The organism is Dendronalium phyllosphericum CENA369, assembly GCF_016056275.1.
Taxonomy (GTDB): Bacteria; Cyanobacteriota; Cyanobacteriia; order Cyanobacteriales; family Nostocaceae; genus Dendronalium; species Dendronalium phyllosphericum.
Genome location: NZ_JAECZA010000082.1, coordinates 1 through 19936, shown reverse-complemented (window position 1 = coordinate 19936; position 19936 = coordinate 1). Strand labels below are relative to the sequence as shown.

General features: G+C 41.9%; 20 protein-coding genes and 1 pseudogene. 9 read left to right on the top strand and 12 right to left on the bottom strand.

Annotated features, from left to right (window positions below; translation table 11 throughout):
* Positions 1–124 precede the first annotated feature (124 nt).
* The 4 genes from I8752_RS17430 to I8752_RS17415 all read right to left on the bottom strand — a co-directional run bounded on the left by I8752_RS17430 (position 125) and on the right by I8752_RS17415 (position 4324).
* The gene (locus tag I8752_RS17430) at positions 125–1222 is read right to left on the bottom strand and encodes a Gfo/Idh/MocA family protein (RefSeq protein WP_214433577.1); all 1098 of its coding nucleotides are present in this window, start codon (positions 1220–1222) and stop codon (positions 125–127) included.
* Between the two features lie 48 nt (positions 1223–1270).
* A complete protein-coding gene (locus I8752_RS17425; protein WP_214433576.1) occupies positions 1271–1738 on the bottom strand; it encodes a DUF4870 domain-containing protein in 468 nt (155 codons plus the stop codon).
* Positions 1739–1921: 183 nt separating this feature from the next.
* A complete protein-coding gene (locus I8752_RS17420; RefSeq protein ID WP_214433575.1) occupies positions 1922–3076 on the bottom strand; it encodes a DUF1822 family protein in 1155 nt (384 codons plus the stop codon).
* Positions 3077–3154: 78 nt separating this feature from the next.
* Positions 3155–4324 (bottom strand): sigma-70 family RNA polymerase sigma factor, encoded by a 1170-nt coding sequence (locus I8752_RS17415; RefSeq protein ID WP_214433574.1) that lies wholly within the window; start codon positions 4322–4324, stop codon positions 3155–3157.
* A gap of 81 nt (positions 4325–4405) precedes the next feature.
* Here I8752_RS17415 and I8752_RS17410 point away from each other — a divergent pair, with 81 nt between their 5' ends.
* The gene (locus I8752_RS17410) at positions 4406–5197 is read left to right on the top strand and encodes a hypothetical protein (RefSeq protein WP_214433573.1); all 792 of its coding nucleotides are present in this window, start codon (positions 4406–4408) and stop codon (positions 5195–5197) included.
* A gap of 364 nt (positions 5198–5561) precedes the next feature.
* Positions 5562–6035, top strand: coding sequence for a hypothetical protein (locus tag I8752_RS17405; protein WP_214433572.1), 474 nt, complete (start codon positions 5562–5564; stop codon positions 6033–6035).
* A gap of 87 nt (positions 6036–6122) precedes the next feature.
* Here I8752_RS17405 and I8752_RS17400 read toward each other — a convergent pair.
* Positions 6123–6377: pseudogene (locus tag I8752_RS17400) on the bottom strand (glutathione-dependent formaldehyde dehydrogenase); the annotation flags it as partial.
* A 268-nt stretch (positions 6378–6645) separates the two neighbouring features.
* Here I8752_RS17400 and I8752_RS17395 point away from each other — a divergent pair.
* Positions 6646–7461: a TlyA family RNA methyltransferase gene (locus tag I8752_RS17395; protein ID WP_214433571.1), complete on the top strand. Its 816-nt coding sequence runs from the start codon at positions 6646–6648 to the stop codon at positions 7459–7461.
* On the opposite strand, the gene I8752_RS17390 is transcribed toward I8752_RS17395, so the two are convergent.
* The gene (locus I8752_RS17390; protein ID WP_214433570.1) at positions 7458–7724 is read right to left on the bottom strand and encodes a Calvin cycle protein CP12; all 267 of its coding nucleotides are present in this window, start codon (positions 7722–7724) and stop codon (positions 7458–7460) included. The two genes, I8752_RS17395 and I8752_RS17390, sit on opposite strands and share 4 nt — an antisense overlap.
* A 294-nt stretch (positions 7725–8018) precedes the next feature.
* Complete coding sequence (locus tag I8752_RS17385) at positions 8019–9374, bottom strand: GTP-binding protein (protein ID WP_214433569.1); 1356 nt, start codon at positions 9372–9374, stop codon at positions 8019–8021.
* Positions 9375–9625: 251 nt separating this feature from the next.
* Here I8752_RS17385 and I8752_RS17380 point away from each other — a divergent pair, with 251 nt between their 5' ends.
* Positions 9626–9859, top strand: a complete 234-nt coding sequence (locus tag I8752_RS17380; protein ID WP_214433568.1) for a hypothetical protein — start codon at positions 9626–9628, stop codon at positions 9857–9859.
* Between the two features lie 12 nt (positions 9860–9871).
* Here I8752_RS17380 and I8752_RS17375 read toward each other — a convergent pair whose 3' ends face one another.
* Positions 9872–11479: a phytoene desaturase family protein gene (locus tag I8752_RS17375; protein WP_214433567.1), complete on the bottom strand. Its 1608-nt coding sequence runs from the start codon at positions 11477–11479 to the stop codon at positions 9872–9874.
* Between the two features lie 27 nt (positions 11480–11506).
* On the opposite strand from I8752_RS17375, the gene I8752_RS17370 reads away from it, so the two are divergent.
* A complete protein-coding gene (locus I8752_RS17370) occupies positions 11507–12289 on the top strand; it encodes an ABC transporter ATP-binding protein (RefSeq protein WP_214433566.1) in 783 nt (260 codons plus the stop codon).
* 63 nt (positions 12290–12352) lie between these two features.
* On the top strand, positions 12353–13813 hold the full coding sequence (locus tag I8752_RS17365) for an MlaD family protein (RefSeq protein ID WP_214433565.1): 1461 nt from the start codon (positions 12353–12355) through the stop codon (positions 13811–13813).
* Between the two features lie 463 nt (positions 13814–14276).
* Here I8752_RS17365 and I8752_RS17360 read toward each other — a convergent pair whose 3' ends face one another.
* The 3 genes from I8752_RS17360 to I8752_RS17350 all read right to left on the bottom strand — a co-directional run bounded on the left by I8752_RS17360 (position 14277) and on the right by I8752_RS17350 (position 16241).
* Positions 14277–14708: an NUDIX hydrolase gene (locus I8752_RS17360; RefSeq protein ID WP_214433564.1), complete on the bottom strand. Its 432-nt coding sequence runs from the start codon at positions 14706–14708 to the stop codon at positions 14277–14279.
* An 8-nt stretch (positions 14709–14716) separates the two neighbouring features.
* Positions 14717–15169, bottom strand: coding sequence for a DUF3531 family protein (locus I8752_RS17355; RefSeq protein WP_214433563.1), 453 nt, complete (start codon positions 15167–15169; stop codon positions 14717–14719).
* 130 nt (positions 15170–15299) lie between these two features.
* Entirely contained in the window at positions 15300–16241 is a 942-nt protein-coding gene (locus tag I8752_RS17350) for a Sll0314/Alr1548 family TPR repeat-containing protein (protein WP_214433562.1), read from the bottom strand.
* A 320-nt stretch (positions 16242–16561) separates the two neighbouring features.
* Here I8752_RS17350 and I8752_RS17345 point away from each other — a divergent pair, with 320 nt between their 5' ends.
* The 3 genes from I8752_RS17345 to I8752_RS17335 all read left to right on the top strand — a co-directional run bounded on the left by I8752_RS17345 (position 16562) and on the right by I8752_RS17335 (position 18407).
* The gene (locus I8752_RS17345; protein ID WP_214433561.1) at positions 16562–17236 is read left to right on the top strand and encodes an ABC transporter ATP-binding protein; all 675 of its coding nucleotides are present in this window, start codon (positions 16562–16564) and stop codon (positions 17234–17236) included.
* A 175-nt stretch (positions 17237–17411) separates the two neighbouring features.
* On the top strand, positions 17412–18164 hold the full coding sequence (rsmG, locus tag I8752_RS17340) for a 16S rRNA (guanine(527)-N(7))-methyltransferase RsmG (RefSeq protein ID WP_214433560.1): 753 nt from the start codon (positions 17412–17414) through the stop codon (positions 18162–18164).
* Positions 18165–18221: 57 nt separating this feature from the next.
* Entirely contained in the window at positions 18222–18407 is a 186-nt protein-coding gene (locus tag I8752_RS17335; RefSeq protein ID WP_214433559.1) for a DDE transposase family protein, read from the top strand.
* An 18-nt stretch (positions 18408–18425) separates the two neighbouring features.
* On the opposite strand, the gene ctpC is transcribed toward I8752_RS17335, so the two are convergent.
* Positions 18426–19712: a carboxyl-terminal processing protease CtpC gene (gene ctpC, locus I8752_RS17330; protein WP_214433558.1), complete on the bottom strand. Its 1287-nt coding sequence runs from the start codon at positions 19710–19712 to the stop codon at positions 18426–18428.
* Between the last annotated feature and the right edge of the window lie 224 nt (positions 19713–19936).

Sequence of the window (19936 nt, the reverse complement as noted above, 5' to 3'; positions counted from 1 at the left end):
GAGATGAGGGGGATGAGGGGGATGAGGGAGACAAGGGGGATAAGGGAGTGAGGGAGAATAACTTGCGGCTTGCGACAACTGACAACTGACAACTGTACAGACGCGCTATATTGCGTATGTACTACTAGCTTTGAAGATAAGATTCCAGGCTAGGTACGTCTACCCAACTTGCTTTGGTATAAGATTTTTGGGATAAATCCATCAATAGCTGAGAATAAACTCCTTCGCGCAATGATGGTACTGTTTGTTGCTGGCTTTCAATTGCTTTTACCCATTGGTCTATTACACGGATAAATGCAGAAATGCGTCCGTCAGTGTAATGTTGGGGAAACATCAATTGATTGGGTATTTCAATTTCTGTCAGCGGTTTATCTAGCTGGGAACCCCAAATCCGAAATCCATGGATGTAATCTTTTTGATTTTCACTGCCTAAAACTAAAGTACCGCGATCGCCATAGACTTCTACCCAATGCGTTCTAGAGGCGCGAACAACAGCGCTGATAGTAAGTTGACAAGGTGTTCCGTCTGCCAATTCTAGTGACAGGAGACAGTTATCATCGCTATCTACTGGTTTTAATTCGCCGCTGGTAGGGTCAATTCGTGCAGGGATAGCAGTACTCAAATAAGCGTTTAATCTACGTACTGGCCCAAATAGCCAGTAAATGTAATCAAAGGCGTGGGAACCTAACGAACCCAATGCACCGCCTCCCTTGTCTTTAGAAGAATACCAGTTCCAAGGACGGGAAGTATCTGCGCGGGAAGAACCCAACCAATCAATTCTAATTAAACGCAACTCACCCACATAATCTGCTGCTAAGAGTTCCGAAAAGAATTGCCATCCTGGCACAAAACGAAATTCAAAATCTACAGATGCGAGCGCACCTTGATTTTTTGCTACTTGATATAGTTCTTTTGCCTCGGAGGCGTTGAGAGTTACGGGTTTTTCTAGTAATAAATGTTTGCCAGCTTGCAGCACTGTTTTTGCCATTTCATAGTGCAAAAATGGTGGTGTGGAAATGCTGACTGCTTGTACTTCTGGTATGCTCACAATATTTGCAATTGTGTCGCAGGCGTAAGGTATATTATTAGCTGCTGCTATTGCTTTGGCTTTATTAATATCTCGATGATAAACAGCAACTACCTCAGTCTGAGGATGTGCTTTAAATCCGGGAATATGGACTTTTTGACCAAATCCTGTGCCAGCGATCGCCACACCAATCATCTTATTTTGACTCCTAAATATTTCATCCTAAAAAAGCTTAACTGTTTTTTATCGTAAAAATCTTATTGTCAAAGGATAACGATAATGTTCGCCTTTGTAAGCTTTTTTAGCAGCAAAAATTCCTAATAATGACTGAAATAACATTAAGGTGGCAATTAAATACATCCAACCCCATAGTAGACTATTTAAAATGGTTTTTACTGCATCAGAAGCACCATTAGTAGTTATTGCAATACCGAAACTAGCTAATACTATAATTAAAGATATAATTATGAAAATTAAAATATATAATGTTAATGAAATTTGAAAGTTTAAAGATTCTTTTCCTTGAAAATCAATCCAAGGGTTTTTAGATTTTTTGAATCGCCAAATCAACAGTGGTGCAATGATATTCAGCGGCAAATATAGAGGAATGCCAATAAATACCAAAGAAAACAATAATACCCACGCGAATAAAGCTGAGATATGACACAACATTGCCCAGATCCGCATTTGTTGTTTGTGTTTTTTTCTCATGACTTTTATTCTGAGGTGGATTTATAAGTAGATGGACATAATTAAATGTAAAATGCCAACTTATGAAACCTTGTCATAAACTGACTTTTCCCCTCTGCCTTTTGCCTCCTGCCTCCTGCCTCCTGCCTTTTACTTAGAATGGCTCCTTAACCACACTATATGTAAACCAGCCAAATACAAAGCTTAAAATTTTAAAATTTCTCGGTCATAATTTTCGGGCAGAGGTTCTATTTCCCAGATTATGCCTTCTCCTGCCTCTAAAGCAACTTCTACGTAAAGTTGTTCTACGGCTGTTGTCGCTATATCTTCATTGTTGGAGAAAGGCTGTAAATCTTCGGTAAGTAGTCTAAGTTTAAAACCACCAGGAATGGCTGCACCTACAGCAATGTTACGCAACTCAAAGCGCCAATATGTTGCGTCTGGTTCGCCTTGTGGTGTAATCAGCAGTTCGTATATTTGCCCAGCGATCGCCAACTGCCGCGATAGAGTCACCCCTGGTGGGATTTCTTCTACACTCCGCGCCCCCGCAGCACTTAATTGCAAATTCAACCGTTTCCAGCCAATAGCTTGGGCAATTCCAGAAACACCACTTTGCAACCATTCAATCGCCGAATGCTGTTCTGGTAGTCCCAAACGCCGTTCGTATAAGCTTTGCCGCCAACCACCATGTTCGATTAATCCCCCCCACAATTGAAAAGGAATAGCCAAGCGAGGGCTAATGATTTCCGACTTTCCCAGGCGGGCAATTAAGTTTTGGGCTTGTTGTTGTGGCAGTCTCGGTATCTCAAGAATTGTGGCGCGTGTAGCTTCATCGGCACAAAATTCTCGTGCCACAGCTAACACGCTAATGTCAGCAATCATATCGCTAGCATCTAAAGAATAAGTGCGATCGCCTGCATCATAATTGCCTTTATTTTTGAGTTGGGCGTGGGTGCAATACCCCCAAACCTTGACATAACCTACATCTGGTTCTACTTGCACGGCTAAATAATAATCGCCAGCCCAACTAGGTAAATCTACCCATTCTTGCGAAACTCGCAATTCACTTAAATCAATAGTTTCACTGGGAACCAAGATAAATCTAGTTGCGTCTACTGTGATTGCGGTTCCACTCACCAGTTCCCAAAAACTGGGTAAAGCAGTGGTAGTCGGCCAAACCTTTGCTTGGGATGTAAAATCTTCTTGCAACCAAGGCAAGACGGCACTCAGGCAAAGTTCATTTAAATAAGCTTGATAAGTAGAAGTAGGGTTAGAAAAAAATTGATTTTGATTTTGTCTGGCTGCGGGGATTTCTAAAATCAGGTCTGTTGCAGCAAAATTTAGTATGGTGTTAGTCATGGGGGTTACTCCACTGTTGAACGCGAGTTGCTTTTAGTCTGGCGACTAAAGGCACTAGCTTTTGATGACTGTTAACGATCAACAGCTCGCACTATAGTAATTGTGCAGCCATTCCTCCATTACAGCACTCATAGTTATAAGTAGGTCTGATGTGACTGCAATATGCAGAGTGTCTTGACTCCAGTTGGCCAAAGATTTTAGCAAAGTTTCCCTGGCTTTTGTCAGTCGGCGCGAAACAGTATATTGCTTCATGTCCAATTGTTTGGCAATTGCGTCTTGATTCAAATTTTGAGTGTAGTAAAGTTGCAAAATTTGCTGGACTTGCGGTTCTAATTGGGCGATCGCCGCAGCTAGGGTTTTGTTAATCTCGCCTTGCTGGGTAGTTCTGGTTTGTTCTTCTTCTTGGGCGATAATTTCATAAATCAGCGATTGTTCTGTTCCTGGTAGATTATCTAGTAATTCCCAAGAATCATCTCCACCTTTAGATACATTTAAAGAATCTGGATTGGGATAAAGATACTTGCGTACAGCTTTAGCCGCATTTAGCAGCCACTTTTCTAAAATTTGGGGATTAGCTGGTTGAGGAGTTTGGGAATTATAAGCTTTGGCGATCGCTTCCCAAGTCTCACTGTCTGGGGCTGAAAGCTGGCGAGAGTTACTAGTTTTGGTTGGCACATACAAGATTTTGAAACAGTTCCAAGCAATAACGCAAGCATTGATAGTCTCCGAAGATAAACCAGTATCTTGTAAAGACTCTACTAAACGTTTCTGCGAGATTTTTCGCAACAAACTCCAATCGGTACAGATATCAACTTCGTGACGTTGGCGCAAAGTTTCACGGATAACATTCCCAAAAATGATGCTGGCGTAGTTTTTTAAACTACTGCCTTGATTGGGATTAAAACTGTTGAGGACTTTATCAACATGGGCGATCGCAATTTGAAAACAGTCTGATAGCTTGTACTGCGTACTTACGAAGCTAGAAACAGTTTTTTGAGATGTCCAATAGCAGGATTCTTGCAGATAAGCAGCCAGATGTTGCTTGGCAAGAAATTTATTATCAGAATTTTGCCAAAATTTATACCAGTATAGTATCCAAAAAGATTCAGAAGTTTCTTGTGGCGTGTGGTTGAGACAACTTTGGATACTGCGCCGCAATCTTGCTTGAGTCGCCCAACCAGCGAAGCGATCGCTATCAAATTGCACAAAAGTAGAAAAAATTTCAGTAATGTCTTGCCGAGTTTGCATAAAAAATAAAAAGCCTACCTATAGGGAAAGTACAGGCATTGTTAAACTCCTGCACAAACTTTACTACAAGGAATGAGAGTCATGCTTCGGCTAACACTGAAATCTTTAACACTAGGAAGTATGGTAGCTTTATCTACTACAACTAGTGTTTTTGCCCAAGTACCCGTACTTCAAAATTTGCGGTTGGCACAAGCACCAAGTTTTAACTGTGGGTCGCATGTGCGTACTTATACAGTCAAATCGCTCGATAACCGCAGAGGATTTGGTATCCGCTGCGTTAAATTTAGTGAAGGTAGACCGGGAGAAACTCGGATTCCCAGATTAGCATGGTACGGTGAAGGCAACTGGAACGGCGCAACCTACCGCCATGTTGGTCAGGCTGTTTACAGAGGTTCTAACCTCGTTGGTTTCGCTTCTGATATTCACGGTAACGGTGAAGATATTAATAATAACTTCCCAGGAAATTTGAAAGTAGAAATTCTTGGTTCAAAAATTCGGGTCACTGGTGCGTGGAATGAAGAGTGGCAATTGGTTAACACAACCAACTACAATCCTTTGCCCACACCGCGTACTTGTGGTAGATATTTTGATGAATACAAAGTTTCCGACCTGACAGGAAGCCGTAGAGGCGAGGGCTTACGTTGCGTTCTGAGTGTTGGGCCAAAAAACACCACTTGGTTTGGTAATGGTAACTGGAGAGGTTCTACTTATTCTCACATCGGAACCCGTTCTGTTAATGGTTACGGTGCTGGTGATGTTTGTGGCACTAATTTTGGTTCAATTTGTAACACATTTAGTTGGGGTTCATTGAAGTTAAATTCTGTTCCTGGTGGGTTTAATGTCACAGGTGCTTGGAGTGAAAAATGGCGCTAAGTAAGCTAATCTGCCTTTCAGTTGCACAATCTTTTGCCTCAGAAAGACGCGGGGATGTGGAGAAGGGGAGACGCGGAGAGGAAGTTGGAGTCTTGGCGGTGAGGTAATCCGGTCTTGGGGTCTCCCCAAGTGGAGGAACTACCGAACCCGTAAGGGTTTGGGTCGAATCCAAACTTGCGAACCCGTTCGACGAAGTCGTTCCCGAAGGGTAGGGGGATGCAATTTGAATGATTATTAGCTTAGAAGACAGAATTTGCAAGAGAAAATAATGCAGATATCTACAAAAAATATCGGGATTTGCTGACTAAGTATTTAATTAAAAAACTACAAAGCCGAAAATTACTACTACTGGAGTGTTACTAAAATGTTGAAACTTTCTTTGATTACTGCTGCTAGTGTTGCGTTAACTACTGCTTTAGTTAGTCCTGCGATGGCTGCACCCGCTGATTTTATTGGTACTTGGGTGAATAAAGATGCTAATACTCGTGGTGTAACTCGTTTAGTAGTCACCTCAGCAGGTGGCAATAAATTAAATATTCAAGTGTTTGGTCAATGCCATCCTACAGATTGTGATTGGGGAACCACATCATTAGTTACCTATGGTCTGAATGTCCAAGACTCCGATCATAAGTATGCAACAGCTAATTACAATAAAAATTTTGCCAATTCTTTTTTAACATTATCTGCTGCTGGCACAGAAGTAATGTTGCAAGGTTATACCCAGTTTGTGGATAACAGCGGACGGCAAAATTACTACTCTCGTGAATACTTTCAACGGCAAACAAGAGTAAGGGTACCTGGGGGTATTCGGACATTGCCTGTTAGCCCAATTAGATAAGGAGATGAGGGGGATGAGGGGGATAAGGGAGATGAGGGAAATCGATCGCAATATTCTTCGCATCTTTGCCTCTCTTCTTCTCCTAACTCATGGTTTTAGTAAAATCTTGATACAGTTTTCTTTTTTGTGCTTGAACAACTCGAAGCCATGTTTTGTTTCTGCTAAAGGTAAGTGATGCGTGAATACAGTAGATGGATCGACTTTTTCCTGCAATACGCTATCCAACAAAATAGGCATATACTTCTGACCGAACATTTGTCCCATTCTAAAAGTCATGGCTTTGTTCATAGCAGCACCCATCGGCATTTTATCCACAAAGCCAGCATAAACACCCACGATCGTCTTTCAATAGTCTTACTTTTTTCAGATTTTAATACTACAAAAGTAGGAAGCGCAAATTAAAATATTTGTATAGATAAATACTTAGATAATTGACAAAACAATTGTCATGCCAAAATAATTAAATTATTTGCAAGCCGTAAGTCTTGTAAGTACAGATTATTGTAAGGGCGAACGTAACAGCGCCCCGACTTTTGTACCTCACTTGCCTTATAAAGGCTATATATAAAATTAAAAATAGTCGAAGTAGATTAATATAATGGCTGGTTAATTGGTGAAACAACGACTCGATACATTATTAGTAGAATTAAATTTATGTTCTTCTCGCGCCTTGGCACAACGGCTGATTCAGGCGGGAGAAGTAATAGTTAATCAGCAAGTTATTGATAAACCAGGTACAGAAGTTGATATTTTAGCTCAAATCAATATTAAAGAGCGATCGCCTTTTGTTTCTCGTGGCGGTGAGAAACTTGCCAAAGCTTTAAAATTCTTCGCTATTCCCACAGCCGGACGTATCTGCTTAGATGGTGGCATTTCTACAGGTGGCTTTAGCGATTGTTTGCTGCAAGCTGGGGCAAAGCTAGTTTATGGTATTGATGTCGGTTACGGACAAGTTGACTGGCGCTTAAGAAACGATCTGCGTGTAGTTTTGCGAGAACGTACCAACTTACGCCATCTCAAACCCGATGATTTGTATAGTGAAGGCGATCCTATCCCCGATCTGGCGGTGGTGGATGTATCGTTTATTTCTCTAACCAAGATTTTGCCCGCTTTGTGGGATTTAACTCAAGCGAACCGCGAAGCAGTGTTGCTAGTCAAACCACAGTTTGAAGTCGGTAAATCTCGCGTGGGTAAAAAAGGTGTTGTGCGCGACCATAACGACCAAGCCGATGCCATTTTCCAAGTGTTACAAGCTGCTTGCGAATTAGGATGGAAATACAAAGGCTTAACTTGGTCGCCGATTACTGGCCCTGCTGGTAATATTGAATATCTCTTGTGGTTAGGAATGGAAAGTGAAACACCACCGCCAGATTTAGAGATGATTCAGCAAATTACAAAATCAGCAACAGCTGATTTTCGAGATTAAACGTCGTAAATTAGACACTCAACTGCTTCTGGATGCGTAGCACAATAGTTCTCTAAAGAGTTTTTCTGTTGTTTTGCTTGCTTTTTATGTGATTTTTCAGCTTGCAATTCTTCTACAATATCCCAGGCTACAGCGCAACCAGCAGAATTGTCGCCGTTAATTTCGCAGGTTTGACGAGCTTCTGTAATGGCTTCTACAATAGCTTCCTCAATAGTTTTAGTCCCGGAGTTAACGTTAGCTTGAACTAAGTCTAAGGTTGTCATGAGATTTTCGCCTTTGTTTTAATGAGATAAACATTGACTCTGAGCTTCGATAATTCAGGAAGCTCGCTCTTTAATTAGTGTAGATATGCTTACCGAAAAAATGCGGTGGTAAACACCGTCCATTTTATTGATGAAATCCGAAGTTTGAAGTATGAAATTTCAACTTTCAGTCTTCATCCTTTACTCAATGTTGCATCTCAAACCAGGAATCTAGGACAATTATCAGCAGAATTTGATAGAAATTGATAATCTCTTACGAACAGTAACAAATAGGAAAACAATTGTTATTTATTCTCAATACTTTATTCCTAATTCTTGTTGCAAGCGATACAGAATTGTATTTTGGTCAACTTGAGAGAGAATTTCAGCAATCACGGTACTAGCACCTAATTGTCCCCAAGTGCAGCCTTTTTCGAGATAAACTTGAGCGGCTTTACCTACAGAATATGCCCCATAACCAGCAATACCTGCTTGAGCGATCGCACTACCAGCGTAAGCAGTAATATTGGTAGGATTTTCCCCACTGGCTAAAGCAACTGTACTTTTGCCCAAACCTAACAAGAAACTACTACCTAATTCTCCCAGCAGTAAACCACCGCAGCTAAGTAAAATCGTTTTTAAAATCTTACTAGCTTCATAGCTAGTCATGGGCAAGCCATACAACTTTGCTAGAGAACGAATCAAAGCTAAATCTGCCACAGTTCCAGCTAAAATATCTAAGAAAGCAACGGGATTTAGCCCTACTGCCAAAGCTTTGTACTTGGTAAATTGCCAGATAATGTCTTCCGCTTCGCGTTCGCGTAAGTCCATAGTTTTTTGCGCGATCGCTGCTTCTGCTTCCCGCGCCTGAATAAGTGCATTTAAGGCAAGAAGCGATCGCCCCTCTCGATTGAGAATATTTAAAATTGTCTGCTGGAGTTCCTCTATTTGGGTTGGTGGCGTTTCCCATTCGTAACTCACACGACCATCAGGCCACTCTACCCGCACTTCCATTGGCGCTGGTTCCGCCGCCACCATAACGATTTCATCAGGTAGTAAAGGTTTGGCTTGGATATTTCCCGCGCCCAATTGTTGTAAATTTTGATAAATTGCTGCCCGATCTATATCTGGATATAAATCTATCTTGTTAAACACCAAAATTAAAGGTTTTTGCGCCTGCCGTAACTCCAGCAGTGCTTGATATTCAGTACGCGTAATATCACCAGACACAATAAATAAAATCAAATCTGCCTGACGCGCCACTTCTCGCGCCATTTGCGCCCGTGACTCTCCCTGAATTTCATCTAATCCAGGAGTATCAATTAACTCTACTTGAACTTTACCTCCTGGTTGCCACCGCACGGAACGAGGCCATTGGGTAACGCCATTCAAAGGCCCGGTTTGCAAAATCTTCTCACCCAGCAAGGCATTTAACACCGCTGATTTGCCGCGACTCACCAAACCGAAAGCTGCAATTCTAATCGTGTTGGAGTCTAGTTTGTTGAGTGTGGAATTCAAAGCTTCTAATTCTGGTTTCACTAAACCCGATAATTCTGGATTGGATGATAGATGTCCAGATTTACGAAGATATCCATACCAAGACAGCGCTTGTCTGAGACTGGCACGGGCACGGTTTAAGTGAGTTTCTTGCAGATTGCGATAAACCGACATAATATTTATAACTTTTAGCGATTATAGTTTCTCAAATGCTCGTTTAACGCTCAACAGGATAATTCTCTGGGTTTAAATAGCAAGCCAAAGTATATTGTGTTGAAAAATTTAGAACTAAATGGGAGCGGACTCACCACTAATTGTAGACCGCGTTTATCGGAGATTTAGGGCGGTATTTCACCACTTATTTATTCACAGCTGACTAGATAATTAATTACAGCGTTTTTCAGGTAAATGAAATCTTGTAGGGTGTGTATTCGGCGAGAGTACAGCACCGCCAAACGTTTACTACTGCAATGTTAATGCATCCCGATGCAATGCCAATGTATCGCGATGCAATGTTAATGCATCCCAATGCAATGCCAATGTATCCCGACGCAATGCCAATGTATCGCGATGCAATGTTAATGTATCCCGACGCAATGCCAATGTATCCTAATGCAATGCCAATGTATCCTAATGCATTAAGAACGCTACGCTTTTAGGCAAAACTGTACTTAGTCATCTTTTAAAGAATTAGCACATAAAATACCAGACGCAGCCACCGCAGGCACACCAATTCCCGGCATTGTGCTATCACCCACGCGATATAAACCTGGAATTGGCGTTTGCGTACTCGGAATCTTACCACCTGCGATCGCCGGGCCATAAGTTCCTTGATATCGTCGTAGATAACGAGCATGAGTCAGCGGCGTGCCAATGAGTTCTAATACCACACGCTCTCGAATATCGGGGATAATTCGCTTTAAGGCACGATATAAAGATTGTGCTTTCTCTTGTTTTTTCGCTTCATACCCTTCATTGCGTTCCCATCCCGCATAGGGTTCCAAGCTATAAACATGAACCACATGATGTCCCTCTGGAGCCAGATTCTTATCCCATACACTGGGAATGGAGATCATACAGGTATTTCCTGGTGCGGTGATATCTTGACTAGAATCGCTAACTACCACATGATGTCCTGTCAAATTTTCCAAACCTGCTGCCTTAATTCCTAAGTGCAAATGCATAAAGCTTTCAATAGCTGGCGTATCTAAAGCAATTTGGCGGTAAGATGCTGGCAAATCTTCAGGATTTAATAAGTGGTTATAAGTATCCCAAATCGTCGCATTGGAAATCACTACAGGCGCTTTGAGGATTTCATCTGTTTGTAACCTGACACCAACTACTTTTCTAGCTTCCACTAGAATTTGCTCGACATGACATCCCAAACGCAACTCTCCACCCCAGCGTTCTAAACCGCGTACCAAAGCATTTACAATTGCGGCACTGCCTCCCACAGGATACTCAACCCCAACACGAGAACGTTCGCCTAACATAAAAGCGACTTCTGGGGCGATTGTGCCATGTGCCTTTAAACCAGAAAGTAAAAAGCATTCTAGGTCAATGATTCGCCGCATCCAAGGGTCTTGTACTGTAGCATCCATGACATTACCAACAGATGCCCCGACAAGCGGCAAATAAGGTAACATTTTCGCCAAAGATGGCAAGTAACGTTGCAGCAAGACTAAAATCACTCGCCAATCTGCCCTGAGTGCGATCGCCGGAATATCTTTCATCGCCTCGTACAGACCTAGCAAGCGTTCTGCAAACCGCTGAAATTCTCTAGCTCCTTGTGGCGTAATCTTAGCTACTTCTGCTCGATAGCGTTCGGCATTACTATAAACTGCAAAAGTCCCTTCAGGAAAGTGATAATGTCCTAAAGGATCGTAGGGTATAACTTGGAGAGATTCACCAAGCAAATCTAGAACTTGTTTTAGAGGATTTAAATGGGAATTGGTCAGACCACAATAGAAAGAGGGGCCAGAATCAAATTCAAATCCCCGTCGTCTAAAACTGTGGGCTGCACCGCCAGCAATTGTATGACTTTCGCAAACTATTACCCGCTTGCCATAATGAGCCAACAAACCAGCAGCACATAACCCACCAATTCCACTACCAATAACTATGACATCACAATCTTGAGAGTGCTGAGTGCTGAGTGCTGAGTGCTGAGGAGCCAGCGCCGTGGTGAGGCAGTCCGGTCTTGGGGGTTTCCCCCATGAGGAACTGCCGAAAGGGTCTCCCGACTTGAGCGGACTGGCGTTGCTGAGTACTAAGTCCATACTTTCTTAACCAATGACTAACCATCGATGACTGAACCACTAATTGAACTCAAAGGTATTTCTAAGACCTTTGGTAATAATAAAGTTTTAGATAATGTAGACTTGACAATTTACCGAGGAGAAGCAGTAGGAATTATTGGGCCTTCTGGAACTGGTAAATCGACAATTTTGCGGGTGATAGCTGGCTTACTCAATCCCGATGAGGGAGAAATATATATACAAGGAGTGCGACGAGACGGCTTGATTGAAGATGGAATAGATCCGGTTGGTATCGGTATGGTCTTTCAACAGGCAGCATTATTTGATTCGTTAACAGTAGATGAGAATGTCGGATTTTTACTGTATCAACATTCCAAGTTAGCGCGATCGCGCATTCACGAACTAGTCAAAGAAAGATTAGAAATGGTAGGTTTGTCGGATATAGGCCATCTTTTCCCATCCGAACTTTCTGGGGGAATGCGAAAACGGGTGAGTTTTGCTCGTGCGATTATGTCTAACCCTGATAATGGTAAAGATAGCCCAGAAGTTTTACTATACGATGAACCAACAGCCGGACTTGACCCAATTGCTTCGACAGTGATAGAAGATTTAATCCGTGAATTGCAACTTGCGAACGGAGTCTGTAGTACTTATGCTATTGTCACCCATCAAGACAGCACTATTCGTCGCACAGCAGACCGAGTAGTGTTTCTCTATCAAGGTAAAGTCCAGTGGCAAGGTACAGTTAGTGAAATGGATAGTACAGACGAGCCATTAATTAAACAATTTAGGAGTGGAAATGTACAAGGGCCGATTCAGGTTGTGAACTAATGAGTGCTGAGTATAAATAATTATATTTATTACTCTGAATTTGGTTATTGGTAGAAGATAAATATGCGAGACCTTATAACAAACCGCTTCATATCTAGGCGAACATTGAGAGAAGGTTCGGTAGGCTTATTTGTACTACTGGGACTTGGGGCATTTGTATTAATTTTCCTGTGGTTGAATAGATTTTCCTCTGCTAATAGTTCGTATCAAGCTATTGTTGAATTTGCCAACGCTGGCGGTATGCAAAAAGGCTCGCCAGTTCGCTATCGTGGCGTGAAAGTAGGAAGTATTTCTCAAATTCTGCCAAAGGCAAATACTGTGGATGTGGTCATTGAAATTGCTTCAGCAGACCTAGTTATGCCTCGTAATGTTTTAGTTGAAGCTAATCAGAGCGGATTAATTAGCGAAAGCATTATCGACATCACACCAAAAAGTGCGCTACCGACTGGAACTATTATCGCTAAACCACTAGACAAAAATTGTAATTCCAGCCTGATTGTTTGTGATGGTTCTCGGTTACAAGGACAAGTTGGCATCAGTATTGATGAACTGATTCGCAGCACAACTAATTTGGCTACTGCATATAGCGACCCCAGATTTTATCAAAGAGTAAACAAACTTCTAGAAACCTCATCGACAGCAGCTACTAGTTTTACAGAACTCAGTCAAGATTTCCGCAGTTTGAGCAAGAGTTTACAAGGACAGTTAAACACATTTACAGCCACTGCTAATTCAGTGCAACGAGCGACAAATGAACTGACAGCATCTACTACTAAAACAGTAAATCAGTTAGGTGTAACCGCAGGTCAATTTAGTTCAACAGCCAACCGAGCTAATAATTTGTTGAGCAACTTAGATAACTTAGTAACTACAAATCGTTCTGGGCTGGTTAGCGCTTTAAACAACATTACCGAAACTAGCAATCAACTACGCGTTACAGTCAGCAGCCTCTCACCAGCTGTTAATCGTTTAACCCAAGGAGAATTACTCAAAAATTTTGAAACTCTTTCTGCAAATGCCGCTCAAGCTTCTGCTAATTTGCGCGATGCCTCTAAAAGTTTAAACGATCCGAAAAATCTGGTACTACTGCAACAAACTTTAGATTCCGCAAGAGTAACGTTTGAAAATACTCAAAAAATTACATCAGATTTAGATGAATTGACAGGCGACCCAGCTTTTAGACAAAATCTGCGGCAACTAGTAAATGGCTTAAGTGGTTTAGTGTCCTCAACAAAACAAATGCAAGAGCAAGCAAAGGTGGCTGTCACCTTAGACTCAATGAAAGCTGCTGTTGCGAATCAACCCAAGATCATTGTAGCCAGCCCAGCACCAACTCAAAAAGCGATCGCTGACAACAAGCAATTACCTGTCTATACAAATAATCTTCCACCTGCTACCGTTCAGATTGCTGAGGAAAAACCCGAACCTAGTACCAGTCCTGTAACTTCCATTTCCTCTTCCTCTCAAGAAAAACTATTGCAACAATTGCGTAATTATGGAGAGCAGCGCAAACAAGGGAAGTAGGGGGACTGGGTAACAAGGGAGAGAATAATAACTCCTGTACAGACGCGATTGATCGCGTCTGTACTCCTAATGCGATTAATCGCGTCTCCTAATACCAATTCTCTAAAATGAGGCAACACATTTAAACCCCCAAAGCTATGCTATAGCCGTAGCCACAACCTTTAGGACAGTTGTGATTGCTCAAAGCCTTAAAGCAAGTGATTTTTACTCAGCACTCAGCACTCAGCACTTTGCTATATATCTGATATCATGTCCGGTGAAAGACTTATCATTAAGCAGGGGGCAGGGGGAAATAGGGTTTTCCGGTTTCTACATAGATTACGGGAATTATAACTAATTAACCGGAAATGATATGACTTTTTTAATTAGGGCTTGCTGAAACGAGGCATTCTGCATTATCTCAATGTGCGATCGCTAAAAACGTTGTAGATACGATTAGTTATACTAATTTGCAATAACACATCTATAAATATTCAAAAAATATTTCTGGTACTAATCTTAATTCTCCAGATTTGAAGCGAGAAATATCTATCCACAATGCTTTATGATGATGATTAATAGACTCATAAAACATTAAGCTATTCAATTGATAAAACTTGGGATCGGCAAAGTCACATTGATAAAGTTGAATAATTTCGTGACCCTGCCTACCATTAAATGTAAATAAATTTTCTATACAACCCAAATAGCGAATATTCGTTAAGTCTGCCTGAATTTCTTCTTGGAATTCTCTTTTTAAAGCATCGCGGCTAGTTTCGCCAAAGTCAACCCCACCACCCAAAGCCCGATAAAATTTATCTTGCTTTACTGAGTCGTACCCTTCAGAAACAAAAATGCGATCGCCATCCCGAATCAGGCCTAAGACTAACACTCGAATTTCGCCTGGCTTGTTCATTGTTGAAACTAATTATCGTAAATAGAGTAGGAACGCCCGTCACTATCTTCGACAGGCCAATCTTCATTTTCGCCGCCGATGTACAAATCTTCAATAGTGACATATTCCTCACTTAGCTGTGTGAGGGCGTTGATTAAAATATCAAGAGCGATCGCATCACTAGTTCCCAAGTCAAACCAACAACGCGCCCACTGTCCTTCATATTCAAATTCACCCATGTTGTGCATCAGCGCTAGTAAGCTTTTGTCATATCCTTGTGAATCATAAACCATGTAACTAATATCAAGTCCAGTTTCCTGCACTTGCAGATTTTCAGCATTAAATGCACCCAACTTACCTAGATAAAACCAAGAATTAAAAACTTCTTCTACATATTGCTTTTCGCGTCCAGAAGGAACTGTAGTAAACTTCAACCAAATCCAAACATCAAATGGATTAAACTCGCGGAACTGAATATGCATTGCAATTAAGTATTAAAGTTTGTTTTGCTTAAAACCAATTTTAGAGGAGTGAGGTGTAAGAGAGCAGGGAGAGAAAATATTAATATCCCAATCCCCAATCCCTAATCCCCAGTCCCCAATCCCCAATTCCCTACCTTCCCACTTCCGCAAGGCGATTCACAGCACCACCGCGTTCGCTCTGTATTTGTTTTACTAAACCAGATGGTAGTTGGGATTTTTTACTCAAAGCTTTGTCAAAATTAGCGATCGCTTCTTGAATTAGTTGTTGACTATTTTGTTTTTGCCCTTGTTCTTTGAGAATTTGAGCTTTGAGATAATAAAGTTCTGGATTATTAGATGTTCCTTCTAAAGCACGGTTGACATAGTCTAAAGCTTGAGAGTACTGTTTCATATCTCGGTAAGCAAGGGCAATACCTCGATTTGCTAAATATTGAGGAGCAGCATTTGTCTGTAATCGAGCGATCGCTTCATCGGGATTAGCAAATGGTAGACTGACAGCTAGCATCAAATCCATATAACCCTTGATTAAATTCAATTCTGGATCTCTGGGAGAAATCGCTTCTGCTTTGTCTAAATATTGATAGACTTGCCGTAACCGACTTAAAGCTTGTGGCGCACCTTTAACTGTACCTTCACGAGTCAGAATTACCGCTCCCTCAAAAAAATTCCCAACGGCAGTGTATAAATTACCACGTAATTCGTCACTAGCGATCAGTTTTTGTCCGGTTTCTAGGGTTTTCTTGCTGTAAGTATCTAGAGCGGACTTATCTTTTTTCATGTATGCCAAAGATGCCCTCATCGCATAAGCTAGAGGTTCATCCGGTTCACTTGACAATGCTTCTTTAAGGTAACGCTCTGCTGCTGGATAATCTCCTTGTTCAAAAATTGCTTTAAAAGCGGCTTCTGTTTTGTCACCAATTTGATGAGGTTCGCTAGTGCGAAACGGATCGCCAGCTAAAGATGGATTCATCGATAGATTCAGTGCGATCGCAACTGCAAAAGTTACACTACTAAGTTTTCCAGCAAGTCTGGTAAACACCATTGATTGAGGAGTAGAAAACCATTTAGACATTGTTATCCTCAGAATAATTGCGGTTGTAATAGTTGTATGCGTTACTTAAAATGCAAAAAAATGGTTTAGTCTAACTGTGTTGGTTCTGACCAAAATATTCTATGCAGGTTGACTTCAGTAATTTTTCCAGGTTCCCATAATTGTTGTAGCCATTGTTAAAGGGGATGCCACAATGGAAAAAGAGGGATAGTTTTTGGTGCTAGATTAAGGTTTTAACGCAGATAATGCGCTGTAAATCTTGGCGGAATTTTCTAGTTACTCTCAGTGTAGTTAATAGTAATTAATTCAGTTATTGGCCAAAATATTGGTAATCTTAACAAATGCTCTATCTCAGAAATCTGATTTATCATCCAACAGCCTGCCCGACAGCAATTCTCAAAGCAATTAATCTAGAATTAGCACCCCAGCAACTAGGTTTAATTATTGGCCCTAGTGGTTCTGGTAAAAGTACTTTGTTAGAAATTTTATCTGGATTAGCCGAACCAACTTCTGGCGGAGTTTTTTGGCGAGAACAAGCACTGATTGCCGAGCAGCTACAACAATTGGCTGGGTTGGTGTTTCAGTTTCCAGAACGGCACTTTTGCGGTGGTTCTATTTTAGAAGAATTGCGTTTAGGGCATCCTGAGTTAGGGTCAGAACGAGTTAGGCAAGCACTAACTGAAGTAGGATTAGAGCATTTATCTCTCTCCGCAGCCCCCTATGCTTTAAGTGGCGGTCAGCAACGACGTTTAGCTTTGGCAGTGCAATTGATTCGCCAGCCTAATTTATTACTGTTAGACGAGCCGACAGCTGGGTTAGATTGGTCAATGCGTCGGCAACTAGTAAGCTTATTGGCAAAACTGAAACAAGATTGGACACTATTGGTAGTGACACACGATGCTGGAGATTTATTGGCGATCGCAGATAGTTGCTGGACGCTTAATCATGGAGAATTAAAATCAGTCGATCCGGCAGTACTGGGGGCTAAAGTTAAAGAACCACAACCAGCAGTGTGAGAGCAGGGGAGCAGGGGAGCAGGGGAGCAGAGGGGCAGAGGAGCAGAGAGACGGGGGGGGCAGAGGAGAAACTTGCTACTCCTAACTCAAGACTCAGCACTCCCTTGTACAGACGCGATTAATTGCGTCTCTCAGCACTCAGCACTCAGCACTCAGCACTCTTCATCACTGACAAATGACTAACTCCCCAACTTCCTTGCTGCCGGAAATGGCGCAAATATGGCAAGAAACTCTCAATTGGCAACCAAGTAGCCAACAGCAAGTACAATTTCAGCAGCTTTATGAGTTAATCCTGGAAGGAAATCGTCAGCTGAATTTAACTCGCATCATTGACCCCCAAGAGTTTTGGGAAAAACATCTTTGGGATTCTCTGCGGGGGATTGTGCCACAGGGACAATTTATCCCGTCTGTTCAAGAAGGTGCATCTGCAATTGATATTGGCACAGGTGCAGGCTTTCCAGGTATTCCAGTAATAATTGCTGCACCAAATTGCGAAATTACGCTGATGGATTCAACTCGCAAAAAAATTACTTTTATAGAAAAAATATTAACTGAACTTGCTTTAACCAATGCAAAAACTATTGTTGGTAGAGCCGAAGAAATAGGACAGCAGTCTCGCTACCGACAAACCTACGACCTGGCTTTCATCCGTGCTGTCGGCCCGGCTTCTGTGTGTGCAGAATATGCCCTACCATTACTCAAACAAGGTGGTTTAGCTGTTATCTACCGTGGTAATTGGACACAAGAGGAAACAACAAGTTTGCAAAATGCAGTGACCCAGCTAGGTGGCATTATTGAATCAATCGAAAGCTTCACCACTCCTATCAGCGCAAGCATCCGTCACTGTTTGTATTTACGTAAGGTAGAAACCACCCCTGCGAAATTTCCCCGTTCCGCTGGGATACCTACTCAAAAGCCATTGGGCTAAAAATCTAGTTTGTATGCCGTAAAATTTTTGTAAAAACAAAATTTTCGTTTTCAAAATATGACCAACGCACAAGAATTGTATATTGTCAAGCGCTCCACTGGAAATTGCGAAATCGTCCCCAGCAAAGAGGTTGGGGACGATAATCAAGAAATTATAGAACAGTGGGGGCCTTTTACTTCCGAAGAGGAAGCGATCGCCCGTCGCATTGGATTGATTCGGGCTGGCAAATGCCAACCCCAATAAATCCTAAATTTTTAGTTTCTAATTTTTTTCGGCACTCGTAATGCCTTTAGCAGCAATTTGTTTTTTTATTACTTCTACTGCTTTAGCAAATTGGGGGTCTGCTAATGTTGCCAGTTTGTCACGCTCGTGAAGCCACAAGTCTTGTCGTTGGGCATCGCTCAACTCTACCTTCACATCTGGAGCAATCCCTTGATGATTAATATCTCTACCACTGGGAGTATGGTATTTAGCAATTGTCACTGCTAATCCTGAGCCATCTTCTAAGGGACGTACCGATTGTACTAGTCCCTTACCAAAGGTTTGAGTACCCACTAGAGTAGCACGCTTGTTATCCTGCAAGGCTCCTGAGAGGATTTCGCTAGCACTAGCCGAACCTTTATCCACCAAAATTACTAATGGCTTATTTGTCAAAGCGCGACCATTTGCGACTTCCCGCTCTTGCTCGCCTTGGCGGTCAATGGTGGAGACAATTGTGCCTTGACTCAGCCACATCCGGGCAATTTCCACACTAGAGAAAAGCAAACCACCAGGGTTTCCACGTAGATCGAGAATATATCCGGATACTTTTTTGGTTTCTAAATCTTTGATGGCATTTTGCATTTCCTTACCAGCATTGGCGCTGAACTGGTTGAGGCGAATGTAACCCAGGTTTCCTGCGGGTGTTTGCTTTTGGGAATACTTAACAGGATGGATTTCAATCCGCGCCCGTTCGATCGCAAACTCTTTTACTTGTTTGTTACGTTGAATTGTGAGATTTACTTTTGTTCCGGCTTCACCGCGAATTAGGGATACTGCTTCGTTAGTATCCATCCCCTTAGTGCTTTTGCCGTTGATTTTGAGAATTTCATCCTTTGCAAGAATTCCAGCCTTAAATGCGGGTGTATCTTCAATTGGCGCAATCACAACTAATTGCTTTGTTTTTTCATCCAGACTAATTGTGATGCCAATACCTGTGAGTTCCCCAGAGGTATCCACTTGCATGTTTTTGAATTCTTCCGGGTCCATAAACCGGGTGTATGGGTCGTTTAGCTTTTTCAGCATTTCCCGGATGGACTTATAAGCTTCCTGCTGACTACTGTAGGACTTGTTCAAGTACTCCTTACGAACAGCCTGCCAATTTACTTGGTTAAAAGTACCGTCTACGTATTGACGGTTAACAATCTGCCAAACTTCATCTACCGTTTCCTTGGGATTTGCTTTAAATAAAGCTTGACCTCGTGAGTGAATGCCAAGACTAGTAACTGCGATCGTGGAGAGTGTTACTGCCGTAGCACCCAAAACAAGCCTACTTTTTGTAATCACCATAATGACAACTTTGTCAGAGGGAAAAATTATAGTCAGTATGCCCAATCTAACACAGGGTAACAATGTACAGGTCGAGCATGTATTTCTAATTTCATTAAAATACCTAACAATCCGGCGAGCTTGGAGATTGGGGACTAGGGATTGGGGATTGGGGATTAGGGATTAGGAAACTTTTTCTTTATCTCCCTCATCTCCCTCATCTCCCTCATCCCCCTCATCCCCCT

Coding starts and splice junctions, on each gene's coding strand:
- I8752_RS17430 (WP_214433577.1), bottom strand. CDS start 1,222: ATGATTGGTGTGGCGATCGCTGGCACAGGATTTGGTCAAAAAGTCCAT.
- I8752_RS17425 (WP_214433576.1), bottom strand. CDS start 1,738: ATGAGAAAAAAACACAAACAACAAATGCGGATCTGGGCAATGTTGTGT.
- I8752_RS17420 (WP_214433575.1), bottom strand. CDS start 3,076: ATGACTAACACCATACTAAATTTTGCTGCAACAGACCTGATTTTAGAA.
- I8752_RS17415 (WP_214433574.1), bottom strand. CDS start 4,324: ATGCAAACTCGGCAAGACATTACTGAAATTTTTTCTACTTTTGTGCAA.
- I8752_RS17410 (WP_214433573.1), top strand. CDS start 4,406: ATGCTTCGGCTAACACTGAAATCTTTAACACTAGGAAGTATGGTAGCT.
- I8752_RS17405 (WP_214433572.1), top strand. CDS start 5,562: ATGTTGAAACTTTCTTTGATTACTGCTGCTAGTGTTGCGTTAACTACT.
- I8752_RS17390 (WP_214433570.1), bottom strand. CDS start 7,724: ATGACAACCTTAGACTTAGTTCAAGCTAACGTTAACTCCGGGACTAAA.
- I8752_RS17385 (WP_214433569.1), bottom strand. CDS start 9,374: ATGTCGGTTTATCGCAATCTGCAAGAAACTCACTTAAACCGTGCCCGT.
- I8752_RS17375 (WP_214433567.1), bottom strand. CDS start 11,479: ATGGACTTAGTACTCAGCAACGCCAGTCCGCTCAAGTCGGGAGACCCT.
- I8752_RS17370 (WP_214433566.1), top strand. CDS start 11,507: ATGACTGAACCACTAATTGAACTCAAAGGTATTTCTAAGACCTTTGGT.
- I8752_RS17365 (WP_214433565.1), top strand. CDS start 12,353: ATGCGAGACCTTATAACAAACCGCTTCATATCTAGGCGAACATTGAGA.
- I8752_RS17360 (WP_214433564.1), bottom strand. CDS start 14,708: ATGAACAAGCCAGGCGAAATTCGAGTGTTAGTCTTAGGCCTGATTCGG.
- I8752_RS17355 (WP_214433563.1), bottom strand. CDS start 15,169: ATGCATATTCAGTTCCGCGAGTTTAATCCATTTGATGTTTGGATTTGG.
- I8752_RS17350 (WP_214433562.1), bottom strand. CDS start 16,241: ATGTCTAAATGGTTTTCTACTCCTCAATCAATGGTGTTTACCAGACTT.
- I8752_RS17345 (WP_214433561.1), top strand. CDS start 16,562: ATGCTCTATCTCAGAAATCTGATTTATCATCCAACAGCCTGCCCGACA.
- rsmG (WP_214433560.1), top strand. CDS start 17,412: ATGACTAACTCCCCAACTTCCTTGCTGCCGGAAATGGCGCAAATATGG.
- I8752_RS17335 (WP_214433559.1), top strand. CDS start 18,222: ATGACCAACGCACAAGAATTGTATATTGTCAAGCGCTCCACTGGAAAT.
- ctpC (WP_214433558.1), bottom strand. CDS start 19,712: ATGGTGATTACAAAAAGTAGGCTTGTTTTGGGTGCTACGGCAGTAACA.